Below are 16,992 nucleotides of genomic sequence, written 5' to 3'. Positions count from 1 at the left end.
CGGAGGCTCGTCGAAAGATCGCAGCTAACTTTAGGTAACGCTCCCGGCGTGTTCAAGTCGTTATGTTCGCTGCGCCACCCAGTAATCGCGTGATACAAACTCGTGCGACGCCATCGAACGTGTTCATCGGGAACGTCGTACGGCAATCGGCGCGCGCCGGTCCACACTCTCTTCACACACTCACCAACGTTCACAGGAGAACGTCATGAACCGATTCGAAGGCAAGACCGTGCTGGTTACCGGTGGCAATAGCGGCATGGGCCTCGCGACCGCGCAGGCATTCGCGGCCGAAGGCGCGCGCGTCGTGATCACGGGCCGCGATGCGGCCACGCTCGCCGCCGCGAAGGAAACGCTCGGCGCGAACGCGCTGGCGATCGCAAACGATGCTGGCTCGGTCAGCGCCGCCCGCGATCTCGCGGCGCGCCTCTCCGCCGAGGGCATCCGTCTGGATGCGCTTTTCATCAACGCGGGCATCGCGAAGTTCGCGCCGTTTCCCGACGTCGACGAAGCGATGTGGGACGAAAGCTTCAACACTAACGTAAAGGGCGCGTACTTCCAGATCCAGTCGGTGCTGCCGCTTCTGAATGAAGGCGCATCGATCGTGCTGAACGGGTCGATCAACGCGCATATCGGCATGCCGGCGTCGTCGGTCTATGCGGCGAGCAAGGCGGCGCTCATCACCTTTGCGAAAACGCTCTCGGCCGAACTGCTGCCGCGCGGCGTGCGCGTGAACGTCGTGAGTCCGGGACCCGTCTCGACGCCGCTGCACGAAAAGCTCGGCCTCTCCGACGACGTCGCCGCTCAACTGCAAGCGCAGATTCCCCTCGGCCGCTTCGGGCGCAGCAGCGAAGTCGCGGCGACGGTGCTGCATCTGGCGTCGCCGGAATCGGGCTTCATCGTCGGGACGGAGATCATCATCGACGGCGGCATGAGCCAGCTTTGAACGCAGACCCACGGAGCATCGCCATGAAGGAAAACACGTCGTTCATCGTGCATCTGCCAGGCAGGTCCGAGCATCGCGAGGAACTGGAGTCGAAGCTCATCGCGATCATCGAGCGGATGGCGGAGGAGCCCGATTTCGTCAACGCGTATGTGAACCGCTCGAAGGACGAACCGGAGACGCTCGTTATCTACGAGACGTGGGCTTGCAGCGCGGAGTATTTCCGCGCGCATCATCTCGGCTTGCCGTATCGGCAGGATTACGAGGCGGCGTTGCCGAGGCTCCTTTCGCGCGAACGCACGATCGAGTTCCTGCAGCCGATGCAGAGTCTCGTCAAGCCGTAAGCGATAGTGGCGGCGCTCTCGCGCCGCCATCGGTTCAATGCGCGAAGCCGTCCGTCACGGAATTGACGCGCACGCCGTCGACGTACACGTCGGCCGGTTCGCCATCGGCGAGCGTCAGGCCGACGTGATTGATCTGGAACGGCAACTTGCGCATGCCGCCCTGGATCGCGGCCATTTCTTCCTTGTCGAGATCGTTGGCGACGGGAATGTCGTTGATGTTCAGCGTCTTCATGTTGCTCTCCATTGGCGTTCGATGAGGGCGTCAGTCCGCCCGCGACACATCACTGCACTAGTCGTGCCATCGGGGCGAGAACCGTCAATCAAGGCAGGGCGCTTCCTTCATACCGACAATGTCGGCTGCGATCCGACACAGCGCTGTCACAACAGTCGCGTGCGCACCGACACACGATCCCTGGCGCCGATCCTGCATGCAGGCGAGAATCGTGCGAAACCCGCGAGCGAGGCCACATGGACGAACACGAAAACAAGGGCGAACACGAAGCGCGCTATCGGCACTACGAGGCGATGGGCGAAGCGTCGATACGGGCGGAGGTCGAGGCGTCGTCGCCCGCCGATGCCGAGATGCTCGCCAAACGCGCGTGGCTTTATCAGAAGGAAGAGGGGCGCCAGGACGAGCAGCGCCGGGCGATGTTCGCCTCGGTCACAGCGGCGAACGATGCCGCCACGGAAGCGCGCGATTCTTCCGAAGCCGCGCGCCGCTCGGCGTTCTGGACGATGATCGCGGCGATTGCGGCCACGACGGGCGTACTCGTGAACGCGGCGATCGCGCTCGGCTGGCTCGACTGGCTCAAGCGCGGCACGCACTGAGCGCGTCGGAAACGCTCAAGTCTTTTCCGGCCGATGCCCGCTCACGACGGCGCCCGCATCGCGCGCGAGCCCGAACAGATCCGCCACGCCGACGAGCCCGATCAACGCGACGATCAGAAACGCCACGCTGAAGTCGGCGGGCGTCATCGCATGGGAATCGTGCCCGTGCAGCCACTGCGCGAGCCGGAGCGCGATCGCACCGGCCGCGACGCCGATACCCATCGTCATCTGGAAGAGCGTGCTCGATAGCGCCGACGCGCCGCTCATCTGCGTCTTCGGGACATCGGCGAAGCTGAGCGTGTTGAGCGCAGTGAACTGGAGCGAGCGCGCGAGACCCGAGAGGAACAGCACGACGACGATCACGACCTTCGGTGTCGCGGGCGAGAGCAGGCTCATCGCGGCGAGCGATACCGCCGCGAGCACGCCGTTCACGATCAGCACCGAACGAAAGCCGAAGCGCCGCATGACGGGCGTGGTGACGAGCTTCATCGAGAGGTTCCCCGCGAAGACCGCCAGCGTCAGCAGTCCGGACTGGAACGCGTCCATCCCGAAGCCGATCTGGAACATCAGCGGGAGCAGGAACGGCACCGCGCTGATCGAGATGCGAAAGAGCGAGCCGCCGCCCATCGCGACGGCGAACGTCTTCACCTTCAGCGCCGACAGATCCACGACCGGCTCCTCTGCGCGCCGCAAATGCAGCCACGCGATGAACCCCGACACCACGCCCACCGCGACCAGCATGCCGGTGAAGCCCCACGGCGTGTCGCTGCGGCCGATCAGTTCCATCGCGTAGAGAAGGGTCGTACAGGCGAGGCCGCAGAGCGCGAAGCCGGGCAGGTCAAAGCGTCGCTGCGCGTTCTCGCGCGTGTTGTCGAGATAGCGCAGCGCGACGAAGAGCCCGATGATGCCGAGCGGCAAGTTCAGATAGAAAATCCAGCGCCACGACGAGTAAGTCGTGATGAAACCCCCGAGCGGCGGGCCGACGACCGGCGCCACGAGCCCCGGCCAAGTGATGATCGCGATCGCGCGCATCAGGCCGTCCTTCGGCGTCGCGCGCAGCACCGCGAGGCGCCCGACCGGCACCATCATCGCCCCGCCGATGCCCTGTAGCACCCGCGCCGCGGCGAACGCGGGCAGGGTGCTCGTGGTCGCGCACAGCACGGACGCCGCCGTGAAAACCGCGATCGCGCTCGCGAACACGGTGCGCAGGCCGAAGCGGTCGGCGGCCCAGCCGCTGATCGGGATGAAGACGGCAAGCGTCAGCAGGTAAGCGGTGATCCCGAGGCTCATGTCGGCCGGATGCACGCCGAACGAGCGCGCCATCTGCGGCAAGGCGGTCGCGATGATCGTGCCGTCGAGGTTCTCCATGAAGAAGGTCGCCGCGACGAGCGTGACGATCAGCGACGCACTGGAGCGCGCGGGGGCGGCGGGGGCCTGCATCGGCTGGGGTCTCCTCGGAGGGGTTCGGAAGCGGGGCGCAAGCCGCTTGCAAGGGTCGGGCAGGCGCTTGCGGCCTGACATTCTAGCGTCGAAGCAAAGCCCGCGTGGCTATGGTAGTTTCGACGTTCTCGCCGGAATTTTCGCCAACGAACAAGGGAATCGAACAATGGAGTTTCGCAAACTCGGGACGACGGATATCGACGTGAGCCTGATCGGCCTCGGCACGATGACGTGGGGCGAACAGAACACGGAAAGCGAGGCGCACGCGCAAATCGACTACGCGCTCGCGCAAGGCGTGAACCTGATCGACGCCGCCGAGATGTATCCGGTCCCGCCGCGTCCCGAAACGCAGGGGCTCACCGAGCAATACATCGGCACATGGCTCGCAACGCATCGCGCCGAGCGCGGCAAGATCGTGCTCGCGACCAAGATCGCCGGTCCGGCGCGCCAGCCACACAATCCGCGGCATATTCGCGGCGCGGGCAACCAGTTCGACCGCGCGAACCTGACCGAAGCGGTCGATAGCAGCCTGAAGCGCCTGCAAACCGACTACATCGATCTGTACCAACTGCACTGGCCCGACCGCAGCACGATGACGTTCGGCCGCCCGTCGTATCCGTATATCGACGACGAATACACCGTGCCGATCGAGGAAACGCTCGCCGTGCTCGGCGATCTCGTGAAGGCGGGCAAGATCCGTCATGTGGGCGTGTCGAACGAGACGCCGTGGGGCGTCGCGCAGTTTTTGCGCGCATCGGAGAAGCTCGGGTTGCCGCGCATCGTCAGCATTCAGAATCCGTACAGCCTCGTGAATCGTACGTTCGAAACGGGGCTCTCCGAATTCACGCATAAGGAAAGCGTAGGGCTGCTCGCGTATTCGCCGCTCGCGTTCGGCTGGCTCTCGGGCAAGTACGAAGGCGGCGCGCGGCCGGCGGGCGCGCGCATCACGCTCTTCGAACGCTTCCAGCGCTACAGCAAACCGCAGGCGACATCCGCCATCGACACCTATTTGGCGCTCGCGCGCCGCCACGGATTGACTCCCGCGCAGCTCGCGCTCGCGTTCGTCAACGGCAGGCCGTTCACGACGAGCACGCTGATCGGCGCGACCACGCTTGAGCAGTTGAAGGAGAACATCGGCAGTATCGACGTGAAACTGTCCGACGAAATACTCGCCGAGATCGACGCGCTGCACGAGCAGCAGCCGAATCCCGCGCCTTGAGCATCGATGAAGCTGCAAGCCCTTGATTGAACCCGCGCGGCCGCCGATGTGTCAGCATTAGCAGGTCGCGCGGCGCAGTACCGTGCCGCCAGGGCGGGCGCCAAGCCCGCTCATCCGCCGCGAAGCCTTGTGCGACGGGCGTTTCAGGTTTTTTCTGGTGCAGTGCCGCAGGCAAGGCACTACGCTTGCTCGATTGTCCTGGTTGCCCGCTGTGGCGCCTGTCGTGCCCAGCGCGCGCTCTTTCCAAGGAGTCGTCGCTCATGTCACAACCCTCCGCGAAATCCCCCGCCGAGCTCGATCAACTCTGCATCAACACGATCCGGACGCTGTCGATGGACGCCGTGCAGAAGGCCAATTCCGGCCACCCCGGCACGCCGATGGCCCTGGCGCCCGTCGCCTACCACCTGTGGCAGAACCATCTGCGCTACGACCCGGACGATCCTCTGTGGCCCAATCGCGACCGTTTCGTGCTGTCGGTCGGGCATGCGTCGATGCTGCTCTACTCGCTCCTGCACCTCGCTGGCGTGAAATCGGTCGACAAGAACGGCAAGCCGACCGATACCCCCGCCGTCTCGCTCGATGACATCAAGCAGTTCCGCCAGCTCGACAGCAAGACGCCGGGCCACCCGGAATACCGCATGACGACCGGCGTCGAGACGACGACCGGCCCGCTCGGCCAGGGCCTCGGGAACAGCGTCGGCATGGCGATGGCCGCGCGCTGGCACGAGGCGCATTTCAACCAGCCGGACAATGCGCTCTTCGACTACCGTGTCTACGCGCTCTGCGGCGACGGCGACATGATGGAAGGCGTGTCGCACGAGGCGGCATCGCTTGCGGGGCATCTGAAGCTCTCGAACCTGATCTGGATCTACGACAGCAACCGCATCACGATCGAAGGGCACACGGACCTTGCGTACAGCGACGACGTCGAGTCGCGTTTCCGGGGCTACAACTGGAACACGATGCACGTCGACAGCGCCAACGACGAAGCCGCGCTCGAAGCCGCTATCAACAAGGCGAAAGAGACCGCCGACCGGCCCACGCTGATCGTCGTGAAGAGCATCATCGCGTGGGGCGCGCCGAACAAGCAGGACACGTCGGCGGCCCACGGCGAGCCGCTCGGCGAGGAGGAAATCAAGCTCGCGAAACGCGCGTACGGCTGGCCGGAGGACGCGCAGTTCCTCGTGCCCGATGGCGTGAAGGAGCGCTTCGCCGAGGTGATGGGCGCGCGCGGCAAGGCGGAGCGCGCCGAGTGGCACAAGCGTTTCGACGACTTCGGCAAGCAGCAGCCCGCGCTCGCGAAGGAGTTCACCCAGATGCACGCCGCGCAGTTGCCCGAGGGCTGGGACGCCGACATCCCGGTCTTCGAGCCCGATGCGAAGGGGATTGCCACGCGCGAATCGTCGGGCAAGGTCATCAACGCGATCGCGCAGCGCATTCCGTGGATGATCGGCGGGGCGGCGGACTTGTCGCCGTCGACGAAGACGAATCTCAAGTTCGAAGGCGCCGGTTCGTTCGAAGCGGGCAGCTACGGCGGCCGCAACCTGCATTTCGGCATCCGTGAACACGGCATGGGGGCAGTCGCCAATGGCTTGGCGCTCTCCGGCATGCGGCCGTACGGATCGACTTTCCTGATTTTCAGCGACTACATGAAGCCGCCTATCCGTCTCTCCGCGATCATGGAGGTGCCGGTCATCTACGTATTCACGCACGATTCGATCGGCGTCGGCGAGGACGGTCCGACGCACCAGCCGATCGAGCAGCTCGCGTCATTGCGCGGCGTGCCGGGGCTCTCGACCTTGCGTCCCGCCGATGCCAACGAAGTCGGCGAGGCGTGGCGCGTCGCGCTCTCGAAGCCGCACGCGCCATCGTGCATCGTGCTCACGCGCCAGCCGCTGCCGACCTACGACCGCACGAAGTACGGTTCGGCCGAGGGCGTGCGGCGCGGTGCCTATGTGCTCGCCGATGCTCCCGGCGGCAAGACGCCCGAAGTGCTGCTGCTCGCGACGGGCAGTGAAGTGTCGCTGTGCGTGGAAGCCTACGAGAAGCTCGTGGCCGAAGGCGTCGCGGCGCGCGTGGTGTCGATGCCGTCGTGGGACATCTTCGAGCAGCAGGACAACGCGTACAAGGACTCGGTGCTGCCGCCCGAAGTGAACGCGCGCGTCGCGGTCGAGCAGGCGGCGACGCTCGGCTGGGATCGCTATGTGGGCCGGCTCGGCTCGCAGATCGTGATGCATACGTTCGGGGCATCGGCGCCGCTCAAGGCGTTGAAGACGAAGTTCGGCTTTACGCCCGAGCGCGTCTACGAGGAAGCGAAAAAGCAGATCGAGCGCGTCAAATCCAGCGGCATCAACGGCAAGGAGTGAGCCATCATGCAGATCGGCATCGTGGGGTTGGGACGGATGGGCGGCAACATCGGACGGCGGCTGATGCGCGGCGGCCATAGCTGCGTCGTCTACGATCACAATCCGGACGCCACGCAGGCGCTCGCCGCGGAAGGCGCGACGGGCGCGAGCGATCTCGGCGATCTCGTCACGAAACTTGACGCGCCGCGCGTGATCTGGCTAATGCTGCCGGCGGGCAAGATCACCGAGGACACGCTCAGCGATCTGCACAGGATCCTGAGCGCGGACGACGTCGTGATCGACGGCGGCAACAGCTTCTACAAGGACGACATCCGGCGCGCGGCGCAGTTTCGCGAGCAGGGCGTGCATTACGTGGATGTCGGCACGTCCGGCGGCGTGTGGGGCCTGGAGCGCGGGTACTGCATGATGATCGGCGGGGAGGAGGAGGTCGTGCGGCGCATCGATCCGATTCTTTCCGTGCTCGCGCCGCATCGTGGCGATATACCGCTCACGCCGGGGCGCGAGGGACGCGATCCGCGGGTCGAGCAGGGATATATGCATACGGGGCCGGTCGGCTCAGGGCACTTCGTCAAGATGGTCCACAACGGCATCGAGTACGGGCTGATGCAGGCTTATGCGGAAGGGTTTCATATCCTGAAGCACAAGGCATCGACGGAACTTCCGGCTGAACAGCGCTACGACCTCGATCTCGCGGATGTCGCGGAAGTATGGCGAAGGGGGAGTGTGGTGTCGTCGTGGCTGCTGGATCTGACGGCGGGCGCGCTCGCGCACGATGGCACGCTGGAGCATTTCTCGACCGAGGTCGCAGATAGCGGCGAAGGGCGCTGGACAATCGAGGCGGCGATCGAAGAGGCGGTGCCGGCGCAGGTGCTGTCGGCGGCGCTTTATACGCGCTTCAGATCACGCGATATGGAAGCGTTTCCGGAAAGGATGCTGTCGGCGATGCGGTTCGGGTTCGGCGGGCATAAGGAGTTTCCGGTGAAATAACCATTGCGGTTACTGGCGCCGGAAGGACAACGGGCCGCGTCGTTTGACGCGGCCCGTTGCATGTGTGAGCGTCGCGGATGCCGTTACACCGCGAGTTCAGCCGGCGAGTGGGTCTCGAGCCAGTCGGCCAATGCAGCGTTCAGGCGCGATTGCCAGCGCGGGCCGGTAGCGCGGAACGCTTCGAGCACTTCGTTGTCGAGCCGCACGGAAGTCGGTGTTTTGGCGCTACCCATGGGGCGGCCGCGCCGGATGATCCTGTCACCTTCGCGTATCTCCGTGGTTTCGATCCATTCCTTGGTGATTTCCGGGGCGTCGTCAGGATCAACCCAAGATTGGTCCAAATTCTTTGATTTCGCGTTCATTTGCTTGCCTCATGCTGATGATGCGGCGAGCCGTGCCGCGTGGAGTCCAAACCACCATGACAATTCTTCCACGGAGGCGACCGGCCGTAACGAAGCTTGCTTCGCCATAGTCCAAGCGCACGTCAGCGTGCGTAAGAGTGCGACCGGCACACACCGCCTCGGCATGTGCAAAGTCCAGCCCCCGGTCCGCCAGCGTCTCGTCGCGCTTGGCGATGTCATACGTGATTGTCATAATTTTCGTACTAACAAAAATTAAAAAAGCGAGAATTTTTGTTAGTACGAAAATTCCCGCCCCTTTCTCAGAAGGGACGGTCTGTTTACTTCATCATCCGCCGTCTGAACAAGACAGCACACACAAAAAACGGCACAACCGCATAAACCAGCAGCACGCCCACATGCAGCACCACATCCTCCATCGGCCGTCCGAGCATCGCCGGGCGAATCAGCTCCACCGCATGCGACAGCGGCAGCAGCAACGTAATGTGCTGCGCGGCCACGGGCAACTGCGCGATCGGAAAGAACACGCCGGATAGCAGCAGCATCGGCGTGAGCGCGAGCGTCTGGTAGAACATGAAGAAGTCGTAGTTCGGCGCGAGCGCCGTCACGATCATCGTGCTGCTCGCGAACGCGAGCCCCGTCAGCGCGATCACCGGCAATGCCCACAGCATCGACGGAAAGCTCGCGTAGCCGAACACCGCCGCCACCAGCATGATCGCCACGCCGGAGAGCACCGACTTGCTCGCCGCCCAGATCACCTCGCCGAGCACGATGTCACCGAGCGTGAGCGGCGTGTGCATGATCGCCTCCCACGTGCGCTGCACGTGCATGCGCGAGAAGCCCGAATACATCGACTCGAAACTCGCCGACATCATCACGCTCGACGCCACCGTCCCCGCCGCGAGGAACGCGATGTACGAGACGCCGTCGACGCGTCCGACCATCAGCCCGAGCCCGAGGCCCAGGCCGAAGAGGTAGATCATCGGATCGGCGAGATTGCCGAACATCGATGCGATTGCGAGCTTCTTCCACACGAGATAGTTGCGCCGCCAGACCGACATCCAGTTCGACGCGCTCGATGGCATCGCCGAAGGATAGCGCTTGCGTTCGCCGTGACGTTTGGGCCGCTCGCCCTTGCCGGCGATGCGGGTGTTGTCGTAAGTGCTCATCGTGTCAGTCCACCATTTCGCGCCCGGTCAGGCGCAGGAAAACATCTTCGAGATTCGCCGGCCGGTGCAGGTAGCGCACGCCCGCGCGCCCCTTCACCCGCTGATGCACCGGCTGCGGATCGTCGACGTAGCAAAAGAGCGTCTCGCCGCTGATCTCCATGCGTCCGGCGAACGGCGCAAGCTCGTCGGCGAGGGCCTGCGGATCGGGCCCGTAGATCTCGATGACGTCGCAGCCGATCACCGATTCGATCAGCTCGTGCGGCCGGCCTTCCGCGATCTTGCGGCCTTCCTCGATCACGCACAGGCGATCGCACAGGCGCTCGGCTTCTTCCATGAAGTGCGTCGTGAGCAGGATCGTCTTGCCGCGTGAAAGAAGCTGGCGCAGCCGCTCCCAGATCAGATGCCGCGCCTGCGGATCGAGGCCGGTGGTCGGCTCGTCCATCACGAGCACGTCGGGATCGTTGACGAGCGCGCGCGCGAGCGTGAGGCGCCGCTTCATGCCGCCCGACAGTTCGCTCACGCGCGAATCGGCCTTGTTTTCGAGCCGGGCGAATTCGAGCAGCGACGGCACGAGCGCGGCGATCTCGCCGCTCGACATGCCGAAATAGCGGCCGAAGACGAGCAGGTTCTCGCGGACGGTGAAATCGGGATCGAGGTTGTCGAACTGCGGCACGACGCCCACGCGCCGCCGCGCGAAGCGGGCGCGCTCGGGAATCGGCTCTCCGACGAGGCGGATCGCGCCCGCGTCCGGCGACGTGATGCCGAGGAGCATCTTGAGAGTGGTCGTCTTGCCCGCGCCGTTCGGGCCGAGCAGGCCGAAGCATTCGCCGGGCTGGACGTGGAACGACAGGCCGTCGACGACGATCTTGTCGCCGTAGTGCTTCCTTACATCGGCGAAGTCGATGGCGGGCGAACCCGACGATTTTGCGAAGGATTCCAGATCTGACATTGACATTGCGTGCGACGGCGCACGGAGCCTGTGATGTATGCGGCCACGAAAGAAGCCGGGCGAGCTAGTGTAATTCATTGCACCAATCCGGCGCTTGAGGGCCACCGGTTGCACTGCCCGTGCGCGCGGCGCCTTCGTGACAGCGTCGAAATTCGGGTTCGAGCGTCGGCTGAAAATGCCAGCGCCTTGGCCGGCAAGGCTCCTGCCGCGCTGGCACGATGCGAGCTAGTGGTGTTCCCGTGCTGTGCGAAAAGCCTCGCGACGTACGCGTTTTCCAGCGTTGCCGCTCGCGCCGCGACGCACCATCATGCAGACAACGCTTCACCGATTCACATGCGGCCAGGGAGGCCCATCATGGCGAGCTATCAGAAGATCCTGTTGTGCTACGACGGCACTCGCGAAGGCCGCAAGGCGCTGCGTCATGGCGCCAATCTCGCGCTCGACCTGAAGGCCGAGACGCACGTGCTGGCCGTGGTCGACATGCGTTCGTCGATCGCCCAGAGCGCTGGGCTTCTCACCGACATGGCGTGCGGACGCTTCGAAGACGCTGCCCGCGACATCCTGCAGGAAGGCGTCGACTGGCTCACCGAGCGTGGCCTGCCAGCGCAGGGACATTTCGCGTTCGGCCATCCGATCGACGAAATCGCCAATCTTGCAGAGAGCCTCAAGGTCGATCTCGTCGTGGTCGGCCATCGATGCCGCAGCGGACTCGCGCGGTGGTGGATGGGCGCGGGCAACACGCCGCTGCTCGATCGCGTGTCGTGCAGCATCCTGGTCGCCGTGTGTCCGGCGGGGGAATCGGCCGAAGCCGAGGAAGACGCGGCTTACGCAGCCAAGCCGGTCAAAGCGGAAGTCAACGCTTAAGACGACACCTTGCGCGCTGCCTGGTCGATCCGCTCGCGCACGAGGCCGATCGCCTGCTTGAGCGCGTAGATGTCCTGGAAGTAGCGCTGCGGGATGCGGATCTGGCTCGCGTGGGCGTCGATGTTGTCGATCTCGTCGCGCCACTGCGCGATCTGCTCCGACGTCGGCTGCGCGGTCTTCCAGATTTCGTCCTCCAGCGCCTTGATCTCGCGATACCACACGACGAGCCGGTGCTTCATGCGCGATTCCGCCATGCGCGGCAGCGCCTGCAGGAAACCGAGCAGCACGGCCATGAACGGCACGAGGATCAACAGACGCCGTTCGACGAAGCTCGCCAGCCAGAACGGAAGATACCGCTGAAGGAAAGGGCGACCGGATTTGAAGTAGCGCGCGCTTTCGTCGGACACGGGGAATTCGTCGGTGTTGAGGTTCGGAAACGTGCCGAGCGGCGTGAAGTAATCCTCGCCGCCGTGCACGGTTTTGGCCGCGTCGAGCAGCAGATACACGAGGGCGGGATGCAGCGTGTCCTTCGAGACGAGCAGCGCCGTGGCCGCGAGCAGCGTGACGTCGTTCTGTGGAAGGTCGTCGACGATGCTGGTCGATGCGCGTGGAAACACTACCTTCGAGAGCGACGGAAACTTCTGCACGAGCGCATCGGCCTGGGCGAAGCTCATCAGCTTCAGGTTGCTGTTGAGCAACGTCTTCTGCATCGGCGCATCGGGCCGGCCGATAAAAAAGGCTGCATCGAACTCGCCATTTTGCAAGCCCTTGTAAGCGTTCGTGGCATCGACTTCGACGAGCGTCGTGTTGTTGCCGGTAATGCCGCTGTGCGCGAGCAACACCATCGAAACGTTGAGCAATCCGCTGCCGGGCACACCCGTCGCGACGCGCTTGCCGCGTAATTGCGCGAGGCGGTTGATGGTCGCGTCGCCGCGATAGAACACCCAGATCGGCTCGTACGCGACGGCGGCGATGGTCTGCAGTCCGTCGGTGTCCTTCGGGCTCGTGGTGCCCGACTGGATGAAGCCCACTTCGTATTCGCTGTTCGGGTCCCTCAGCCGCTCGTAGTTTTCGATCGAGCCGGAGGAGCCACGGATGTCGAGCGTGATGCCGTCGCGCTTCAGGATCGGTGCGTAGCGATCCGCGAAGCCGCGGTAGATGCCGGCCTCCGCGCCGGTCGTGACGACGATCGTTCGCTGGATCGCGGGCTTGAGCACGATCGCGAGCGACCAGCCGAGCGCCGCGACCAGCAACACCACGGCGATGACAAAGAGCCGCCGTCGTCCTGGCGACATAGGTGGCTTGCGGGTGCGCTGAAGTGCGGGGATGTGCCTGGGCATCGTCCGGATTCTCTCGATTATTGTGTCTGCGATCCTAGCCCTATTGATGCGCGCATTGCACGGATTCGACGCATCCCGAAGCCGTTATGAAGTTTGCGTGAACGCAGTCGGATTTTTGTTTACGAAGGACTTCCGAGCGCGTAGTCTTTACTCGATACTCCACTCGCCAAGCCGAGTTGCAACGAGCAACGACCGGAGTGCCAATGCGCACGGGCTTCGGCGCGCACCGGTAACCCTTGCGCGCCCAATCCGACGGCCCTGCACAACGGGCTCTCGTCCCGGTAAGTAATCGACGAAAACACGGAACGTCCTCGAATTTGTTCGTTGCGAGTCGCCTGCCGCGTTTTGCATGAAGCCAGTGCTGCGACCGAAGCGCGGATGCTGGCATCCGCTCGGAATTCGAGTCGCCATCGGATGGCGGCCCCAGGGGCGAAGCGACGAATCCGTGCCGATATTGCGGATCAACGCGCAGGAGCGACACCATGACCGTGGTTCACGCTGGAGTTGTCTCTTCGTCGGATTCGTCTGTCAGTACGGCTCCGCCGCCGGCATTCACCGAGACGCAACGTTTCGATCCACCATTACGCAAAACGCAGCAAGGCGGAAGAAGGAAACGCATCCGCGCCTATCTGATGCTGTCCGCTGCACGGCTCATGCAATACACGGCGCGCCTCGGCACACAGCGCGATGGCGAAGACGCACGGCCTGAGTCGCTGAAATCACTGCCACACGACGACGATCCGTTTTCCGACACGCTCGAACTCTTGCCGTTCGCGATTCTCGTCACGAACCGGCATGGCGAAATCGTGCTGGCGAATGCGGCATCGGAGAAACTCTTCGGCTATAGCCGCGACGAGTTGATCGGCGCGTCCGCCGAGGCGCTCGTGCCCGGCTTGCGCGACGGCGCGCATACGGCGTTGCAGATCGATACGGCTTCGGGTCACGCGCTCAGCGCAGCGCATGGCTCGCGCGATGTGTTCGCCCGTCGCAAGGAAGGCACCGAATTCCCCGCCGAGATCACCACCAATCCTCTGACGTCGCACAGGGAAGCGCTGATGCTCACCGTCGTCATCGACCGGACGGAGCGCTACGAACTGCAGCGCAACCGGCAGGACCTCGCGCATCTCACGCGCGTCTCGACGCTCGGCGAACTTGCGGGCTCGCTGGCTCACGAACTGAATCAGCCACTCACCGCGATGCTCAGCAACGCGCAGGCGGCGCAGCGCTTCATGGCGATGGACCCGATCGATCTCGACGAAGTGCGCGAGATTCTCCATGATCTCGTCGCGGACAATCGACGCGCAAGCGAAGTGATCCGAAGGATTCGCGCGCTTCTGAAAAAAGGCGAGCTCGAAGCCGCGCCGCTGAGTCTCGCGGACGTGATCGGCGACGTCGTGCTGTTGCTGCACAGCGATGCGATCGTGCGCGGCGTGCGCGTCTTCATGAATATCGAACCCGCGTTGCCGCCGGTTCATGGCGATCGCGTGCAGTTGCAGCAGGTCGTGCTGAATCTGCTGCTCAATGCGTTCGACGCGATGGAGTCTCACGGCGTGCCCGATCGCGAGGTCGTGATCGAGGCGTCGGTGAAGGACGAAGGCTCGGTGCGAGTGGCTGTGCGGGATCGTGGGCCGGGCCTCGCGGACGATATCGTCGAGAAGCTTTTCACGCCGTTCTTTACGTCGAAGCGTGACGGGCTCGGGCTGGGTTTGTCGATCAGCCGCTCGATCGTCGAAATGCACGGCGGGCGCATCTGGGCCGAGAACAATGCGGACGTCGGCGCGACGTTCCATTTCACGCTTCGCACCGAGCCGCTTTGTTGAGGTGAATTCGATGAACGATGCCACGCCAGTCGTCTTCGTCGTCGATGACGACGCCTCCGTCCGCCGCGCTCTCACCCGCGTGATCCGTTCCGCCGGTTACCGCGTGGAGGCGTTCGAATCGGCGCGCGAATTCCTGTCGCGCGCTCACGCCGACGATTGCGCTGCCTGCCTGTTGCTCGACGTCGAACTGCCGGACCTGAACGGTCTCGAACTGCAGCGCGAACTGAACGCGATGAGCGCGCCGGTGTCGGTCATCTTCATCAGCGGACACGGCGACATCGCGATGACGGTCAGCGCGATGAAGGCCGGCGCGCTCGATTTTCTGGTGAAGCCCGTCGGCGATACGGCGTTGCTCTCCGCCATCGAAAACGCGCTGCGCCATGCGTCCGAAACGCGCGCGAACCGCATCGAAATCGACTCGATCCGCGATCGCCTTGAGCGCCTCACGCCGCGCGAGCGGGAAGTGCTCGCGCTGGTCGTCGAAGGTCACCTGAACAAGCAGGTGGCGTGCAAGCTCGGCACCGCGGAGAAGACCATCAAGGTGCATCGCGCGCGCGTGATGGACAAGATGGGCGCGCATTCGCTCGCCGAACTCGTGCGCATTAACGACAAGGCCGGTCTCCATCGGCCGCAAAGCTGAACGCGCTCGCATCCTCCTGAGCGTGTATTGGACCAAAGTCCAATATACGACGTCTCCCCGCTGCCATAACGTAAACCCAAGCGTCGAACGGGTTGCGTACCACGGTGCCTGCACGGGGAATATTCGCCATGAGCCATGTCAAGCCGCTCGTCGCACTCGTCGATGACGACGAATCGGTGCGCCGTGCCATCAAGCGGCTCCTGAGTTCCGCGGGGCTGGCGGCTGACACGTTCAAGACGGGCGACGAGTTCCTGGAGATGTTCGATTCGATTCCGTCCTACCGGCCGGCCTGCATCGTGCTCGACGTGCAGATGCCGGGGCTCAACGGTCTGGAAGTCCAGCAACGGCTCGCGGGCAGCGGCATCCCGGTGATCTTCATCACGGCCCATGACGAACTCAGCGTGCGTCAGCAGGCGCTGTCGGCGGGTGCGGCGGCCTATCTGCGCAAGCCTTTCAACGACGAGGTCCTCATCAAGGCGGTGCGCACGGTGCTCAACCTGGACGCCGGACCATGACAAAGCGCTCACACGTCATCGCAAGCATGGCTATGGGACCAAAGTCCAATAGCCCTCTGGCCGTTCACCCACCACTATGGAATCGATCCGGGACAACGGTCCCGGTGCGCGCGGCCGGGCGATCGTCAAGCACATCGGGAGAGCAGTCGAGGAATCGGGAGGCGTGAGCCATGCAACGAATGCTGAAAATTCCAGTCGCGCTGGCCGCGTGGGCGATCGCGTTCGCCGCCAGCGCGCAGCAACCCATCGTCTATCCGGCGAAAGGCCAGAGCGCGCAGCAGCAGAGCAGCGATCTCGCCGCGTGCCAGGGATGGGCGAAGCAGAGCACCGGCGTCGATCCGGTCGCGATCGCGCAGCAGTCCAGCCAGCCCGCGCCTGCCCAGCAGCAAGGCGGCCGGGTACGAGGCGCGGCCGGCGGTGCGGCGGGCGGCGCGATGATCGGGGCGATCGCGGGCGATGCGGGCAAGGGCGCGGCGATCGGCGCGGTGACGGGAACGGTCGTTGGCGGCTCGCGGCAGCGCCGCGCCAACCGGGCTTCCGGCGAGCAGCAGCAAGCGAGTCAACAGCAGTCGTCGCAGGCGATGGTGACGTTCAACCGCGCGGTGGGCGCCTGCATGACGGGCCGTGGGTACACCGTTCAATGAGTCGGGAGGCAGCCATGAGGGTGACCGAACTGAAGCGGCTTGCGCTGGCCACGGTGTTGTTGGGCGCGGCGACGTGGGCGTCGGGCGCGGACTTCGACGGCAGCAAGGCGCTCATCTGCGCCACCGTCGACGCGCACGCGTGCGACCCCGGCGAGGTGTGCCTGCGCGATCTCCCGGCGGGTTTTGGCGTGCCGCAGTTCATGAACGTCAACTTCGCGAAGAAGACGATCGCCGGATCGAAGCGCTCGACGGAGATACGGTCCATCGAAAAGACCTCCGATCAGGTGCTGATGCAGGGCAATGAACTCGGCTACGGATGGACGGTCGTGCTCGATCAGGACGGCTCGATGTCGATGACCCTTGTCAACAACCAGGAAGTCCTGGTGGTCTTTGGCTACTGCACGCCGCAGTGAGGGGTGGGGGATCGGGGTTGGGAGAACCGTTTGATGCGCTAAGGCTTCTATGGAACTTGCTTTCTTAGCGGTTTATTAGCTCTGCCCCTGTCCGGGGCGGGACTCACTTTCTTTGCTGCTGCAAAGAAAGTAAGCAAAGAAAGCAGCTTCCAACC

The 16,992-nt window shown here is 64.3% G+C and carries 19 protein-coding genes; 12 read left to right on the top strand and 7 right to left on the bottom strand.

Annotated elements, in window-relative coordinates:
* The first annotated feature begins 205 nt into the window (after positions 1 to 205).
* Positions 206 to 943: an SDR family oxidoreductase gene (locus tag AWB67_RS28135; RefSeq protein ID WP_087659480.1), complete on the top strand. Its 738-nt coding sequence runs from the start codon at positions 206 to 208 to the stop codon at positions 941 to 943.
* 23 nt (positions 944 to 966) lie between these two features.
* Positions 967 to 1,284 (top strand): putative quinol monooxygenase, encoded by a 318-nt coding sequence (locus AWB67_RS28130; protein WP_087659479.1) that lies wholly within the window; start codon positions 967 to 969, stop codon positions 1,282 to 1,284.
* 34 nt (positions 1,285 to 1,318) lie between these two features.
* Here the strand turns inward: AWB67_RS28130 and AWB67_RS28125 are convergent, their stop codons facing one another.
* On the bottom strand, positions 1,319 to 1,516 hold the full coding sequence (locus AWB67_RS28125) for a hypothetical protein (protein WP_087659499.1): 198 nt from the start codon (positions 1,514 to 1,516) through the stop codon (positions 1,319 to 1,321).
* Positions 1,517 to 1,752: 236 nt separating this feature from the next.
* Here AWB67_RS28125 and AWB67_RS28120 point away from each other — a divergent pair, with 236 nt between their 5' ends.
* Positions 1,753 to 2,112, top strand: coding sequence for a hypothetical protein (locus tag AWB67_RS28120; RefSeq protein ID WP_087659478.1), 360 nt, complete (start codon positions 1,753 to 1,755; stop codon positions 2,110 to 2,112).
* Between the two features lie 15 nt (positions 2,113 to 2,127).
* Here the strand turns inward: AWB67_RS28120 and AWB67_RS28115 are convergent, their stop codons facing one another.
* Positions 2,128 to 3,552 (bottom strand): MFS transporter, encoded by a 1,425-nt coding sequence (locus AWB67_RS28115; RefSeq protein WP_087659477.1) that lies wholly within the window; start codon positions 3,550 to 3,552, stop codon positions 2,128 to 2,130.
* A gap of 166 nt (positions 3,553 to 3,718) precedes the next feature.
* Here AWB67_RS28115 and AWB67_RS28110 point away from each other — a divergent pair, with 166 nt between their 5' ends.
* From AWB67_RS28110 to gnd, 3 genes are all read left to right on the top strand, one after another.
* Positions 3,719 to 4,771 carry an NADP(H)-dependent aldo-keto reductase gene (locus tag AWB67_RS28110; RefSeq protein ID WP_087659476.1) on the top strand — a complete coding sequence of 351 codons (1,053 nt, stop codon included), beginning with the start codon at positions 3,719 to 3,721 and terminating at the stop codon, positions 4,769 to 4,771.
* Positions 4,772 to 5,031: 260 nt separating this feature from the next.
* On the top strand, positions 5,032 to 7,137 hold the full coding sequence (tkt, locus tag AWB67_RS28105; RefSeq protein ID WP_087659475.1) for a transketolase: 2,106 nt from the start codon (positions 5,032 to 5,034) through the stop codon (positions 7,135 to 7,137).
* Between the two features lie 6 nt (positions 7,138 to 7,143).
* Positions 7,144 to 8,124 (top strand): phosphogluconate dehydrogenase (NAD(+)-dependent, decarboxylating), encoded by a 981-nt coding sequence (gene gnd / locus AWB67_RS28100; protein WP_087659474.1) that lies wholly within the window; start codon positions 7,144 to 7,146, stop codon positions 8,122 to 8,124.
* A gap of 83 nt (positions 8,125 to 8,207) precedes the next feature.
* Here gnd and AWB67_RS28095 read toward each other — a convergent pair whose 3' ends face one another.
* The 4 genes from AWB67_RS28095 to nodI form a co-directional block, all read right to left on the bottom strand.
* Positions 8,208 to 8,486 carry a BrnA antitoxin family protein gene (locus tag AWB67_RS28095; RefSeq protein ID WP_087659473.1) on the bottom strand — a complete coding sequence of 93 codons (279 nt, stop codon included), beginning with the start codon at positions 8,484 to 8,486 and terminating at the stop codon, positions 8,208 to 8,210.
* Positions 8,446 to 8,718: a BrnT family toxin gene (locus AWB67_RS28090; RefSeq protein WP_087659472.1), complete on the bottom strand. Its 273-nt coding sequence runs from the start codon at positions 8,716 to 8,718 to the stop codon at positions 8,446 to 8,448. Before AWB67_RS28090 ends, AWB67_RS28095 begins: the two co-directional genes overlap by 41 nt.
* 85 nt (positions 8,719 to 8,803) lie before the next feature.
* On the bottom strand, positions 8,804 to 9,568 hold the full coding sequence (gene nodJ / locus AWB67_RS28085; RefSeq protein WP_235025362.1) for a nodulation factor ABC transporter permease subunit NodJ: 765 nt from the start codon (positions 9,566 to 9,568) through the stop codon (positions 8,804 to 8,806).
* Positions 9,569 to 9,656: 88 nt separating this feature from the next.
* Positions 9,657 to 10,601, bottom strand: coding sequence for a nodulation factor ABC transporter ATP-binding protein NodI (gene nodI, locus AWB67_RS28080; protein WP_510183506.1), 945 nt, complete (start codon positions 10,599 to 10,601; stop codon positions 9,657 to 9,659).
* A gap of 354 nt (positions 10,602 to 10,955) precedes the next feature.
* Here nodI and AWB67_RS28075 point away from each other — a divergent pair, with 354 nt between their 5' ends.
* Complete coding sequence (locus AWB67_RS28075) at positions 10,956 to 11,465, top strand: universal stress protein (RefSeq protein ID WP_087659469.1); 510 nt, start codon at positions 10,956 to 10,958, stop codon at positions 11,463 to 11,465.
* On the opposite strand, the gene AWB67_RS28070 is transcribed toward AWB67_RS28075, so the two are convergent.
* A complete protein-coding gene (locus tag AWB67_RS28070) occupies positions 11,462 to 12,760 on the bottom strand; it encodes a TAXI family TRAP transporter solute-binding subunit (RefSeq protein WP_200822326.1) in 1,299 nt (432 codons plus the stop codon). The genes AWB67_RS28075 and AWB67_RS28070 overlap by 4 nt on opposite strands.
* 527 nt (positions 12,761 to 13,287) lie before the next feature.
* On the opposite strand from AWB67_RS28070, the gene AWB67_RS28065 reads away from it, so the two are divergent.
* From AWB67_RS28065 to AWB67_RS28045, 5 genes are all read left to right on the top strand, one after another.
* Complete coding sequence (locus tag AWB67_RS28065; protein WP_235025360.1) at positions 13,288 to 14,625, top strand: two-component system sensor histidine kinase NtrB; 1,338 nt, start codon at positions 13,288 to 13,290, stop codon at positions 14,623 to 14,625.
* 10 nt (positions 14,626 to 14,635) lie between these two features.
* Positions 14,636 to 15,265: a response regulator transcription factor gene (locus tag AWB67_RS28060; protein ID WP_087659498.1), complete on the top strand. Its 630-nt coding sequence runs from the start codon at positions 14,636 to 14,638 to the stop codon at positions 15,263 to 15,265.
* A gap of 128 nt (positions 15,266 to 15,393) precedes the next feature.
* Positions 15,394 to 15,780: a response regulator transcription factor gene (locus tag AWB67_RS28055; RefSeq protein WP_087659466.1), complete on the top strand. Its 387-nt coding sequence runs from the start codon at positions 15,394 to 15,396 to the stop codon at positions 15,778 to 15,780.
* A gap of 170 nt (positions 15,781 to 15,950) precedes the next feature.
* Positions 15,951 to 16,424 (top strand): glycine zipper family protein, encoded by a 474-nt coding sequence (locus tag AWB67_RS28050; RefSeq protein ID WP_087659465.1) that lies wholly within the window; start codon positions 15,951 to 15,953, stop codon positions 16,422 to 16,424.
* Between the two features lie 14 nt (positions 16,425 to 16,438).
* A complete protein-coding gene (locus AWB67_RS28045; protein WP_087659464.1) occupies positions 16,439 to 16,837 on the top strand; it encodes a hypothetical protein in 399 nt (132 codons plus the stop codon).
* Positions 16,838 to 16,992 lie beyond the last annotated feature (155 nt).

It is taken from the genome of Caballeronia terrestris (assembly GCF_001544515.1).
Taxonomy (GTDB): domain Bacteria; phylum Pseudomonadota; class Gammaproteobacteria; order Burkholderiales; family Burkholderiaceae; genus Caballeronia; species Caballeronia terrestris.
This window is presented reverse-complemented; position numbering and strand designations above follow the sequence as displayed.

Coding starts and splice junctions, on each gene's coding strand:
- gnd (WP_087659474.1), top strand. CDS start 7,144: ATGCAGATCGGCATCGTGGGGTTGGGACGGATGGGCGGCAACATCGGA.
- nodJ (WP_235025362.1), bottom strand. CDS start 9,568: ATGCCATCGAGCGCGTCGAACTGGATGTCGGTCTGGCGGCGCAACTAT.
- AWB67_RS28090 (WP_087659472.1), bottom strand. CDS start 8,718: ATGACAATCACGTATGACATCGCCAAGCGCGACGAGACGCTGGCGGAC.
- AWB67_RS28075 (WP_087659469.1), top strand. CDS start 10,956: ATGGCGAGCTATCAGAAGATCCTGTTGTGCTACGACGGCACTCGCGAA.
- AWB67_RS28115 (WP_087659477.1), bottom strand. CDS start 3,552: ATGCAGGCCCCCGCCGCCCCCGCGCGCTCCAGTGCGTCGCTGATCGTC.
- AWB67_RS28095 (WP_087659473.1), bottom strand. CDS start 8,486: ATGAACGCGAAATCAAAGAATTTGGACCAATCTTGGGTTGATCCTGAC.
- AWB67_RS28050 (WP_087659465.1), top strand. CDS start 15,951: ATGCAACGAATGCTGAAAATTCCAGTCGCGCTGGCCGCGTGGGCGATC.
- AWB67_RS28120 (WP_087659478.1), top strand. CDS start 1,753: ATGGACGAACACGAAAACAAGGGCGAACACGAAGCGCGCTATCGGCAC.
- AWB67_RS28135 (WP_087659480.1), top strand. CDS start 206: ATGAACCGATTCGAAGGCAAGACCGTGCTGGTTACCGGTGGCAATAGC.
- AWB67_RS28065 (WP_235025360.1), top strand. CDS start 13,288: ATGACCGTGGTTCACGCTGGAGTTGTCTCTTCGTCGGATTCGTCTGTC.
- AWB67_RS28110 (WP_087659476.1), top strand. CDS start 3,719: ATGGAGTTTCGCAAACTCGGGACGACGGATATCGACGTGAGCCTGATC.
- AWB67_RS28060 (WP_087659498.1), top strand. CDS start 14,636: ATGAACGATGCCACGCCAGTCGTCTTCGTCGTCGATGACGACGCCTCC.
- nodI (WP_510183506.1), bottom strand. CDS start 10,601: ATGTCAGATCTGGAATCCTTCGCAAAATCGTCGGGTTCGCCCGCCATC.
- AWB67_RS28125 (WP_087659499.1), bottom strand. CDS start 1,516: ATGAAGACGCTGAACATCAACGACATTCCCGTCGCCAACGATCTCGAC.
- tkt (WP_087659475.1), top strand. CDS start 5,032: ATGTCACAACCCTCCGCGAAATCCCCCGCCGAGCTCGATCAACTCTGC.
- AWB67_RS28045 (WP_087659464.1), top strand. CDS start 16,439: ATGAGGGTGACCGAACTGAAGCGGCTTGCGCTGGCCACGGTGTTGTTG.
- AWB67_RS28130 (WP_087659479.1), top strand. CDS start 967: ATGAAGGAAAACACGTCGTTCATCGTGCATCTGCCAGGCAGGTCCGAG.
- AWB67_RS28070 (WP_200822326.1), bottom strand. CDS start 12,760: ATGTCGCCAGGACGACGGCGGCTCTTTGTCATCGCCGTGGTGTTGCTG.
- AWB67_RS28055 (WP_087659466.1), top strand. CDS start 15,394: ATGAGCCATGTCAAGCCGCTCGTCGCACTCGTCGATGACGACGAATCG.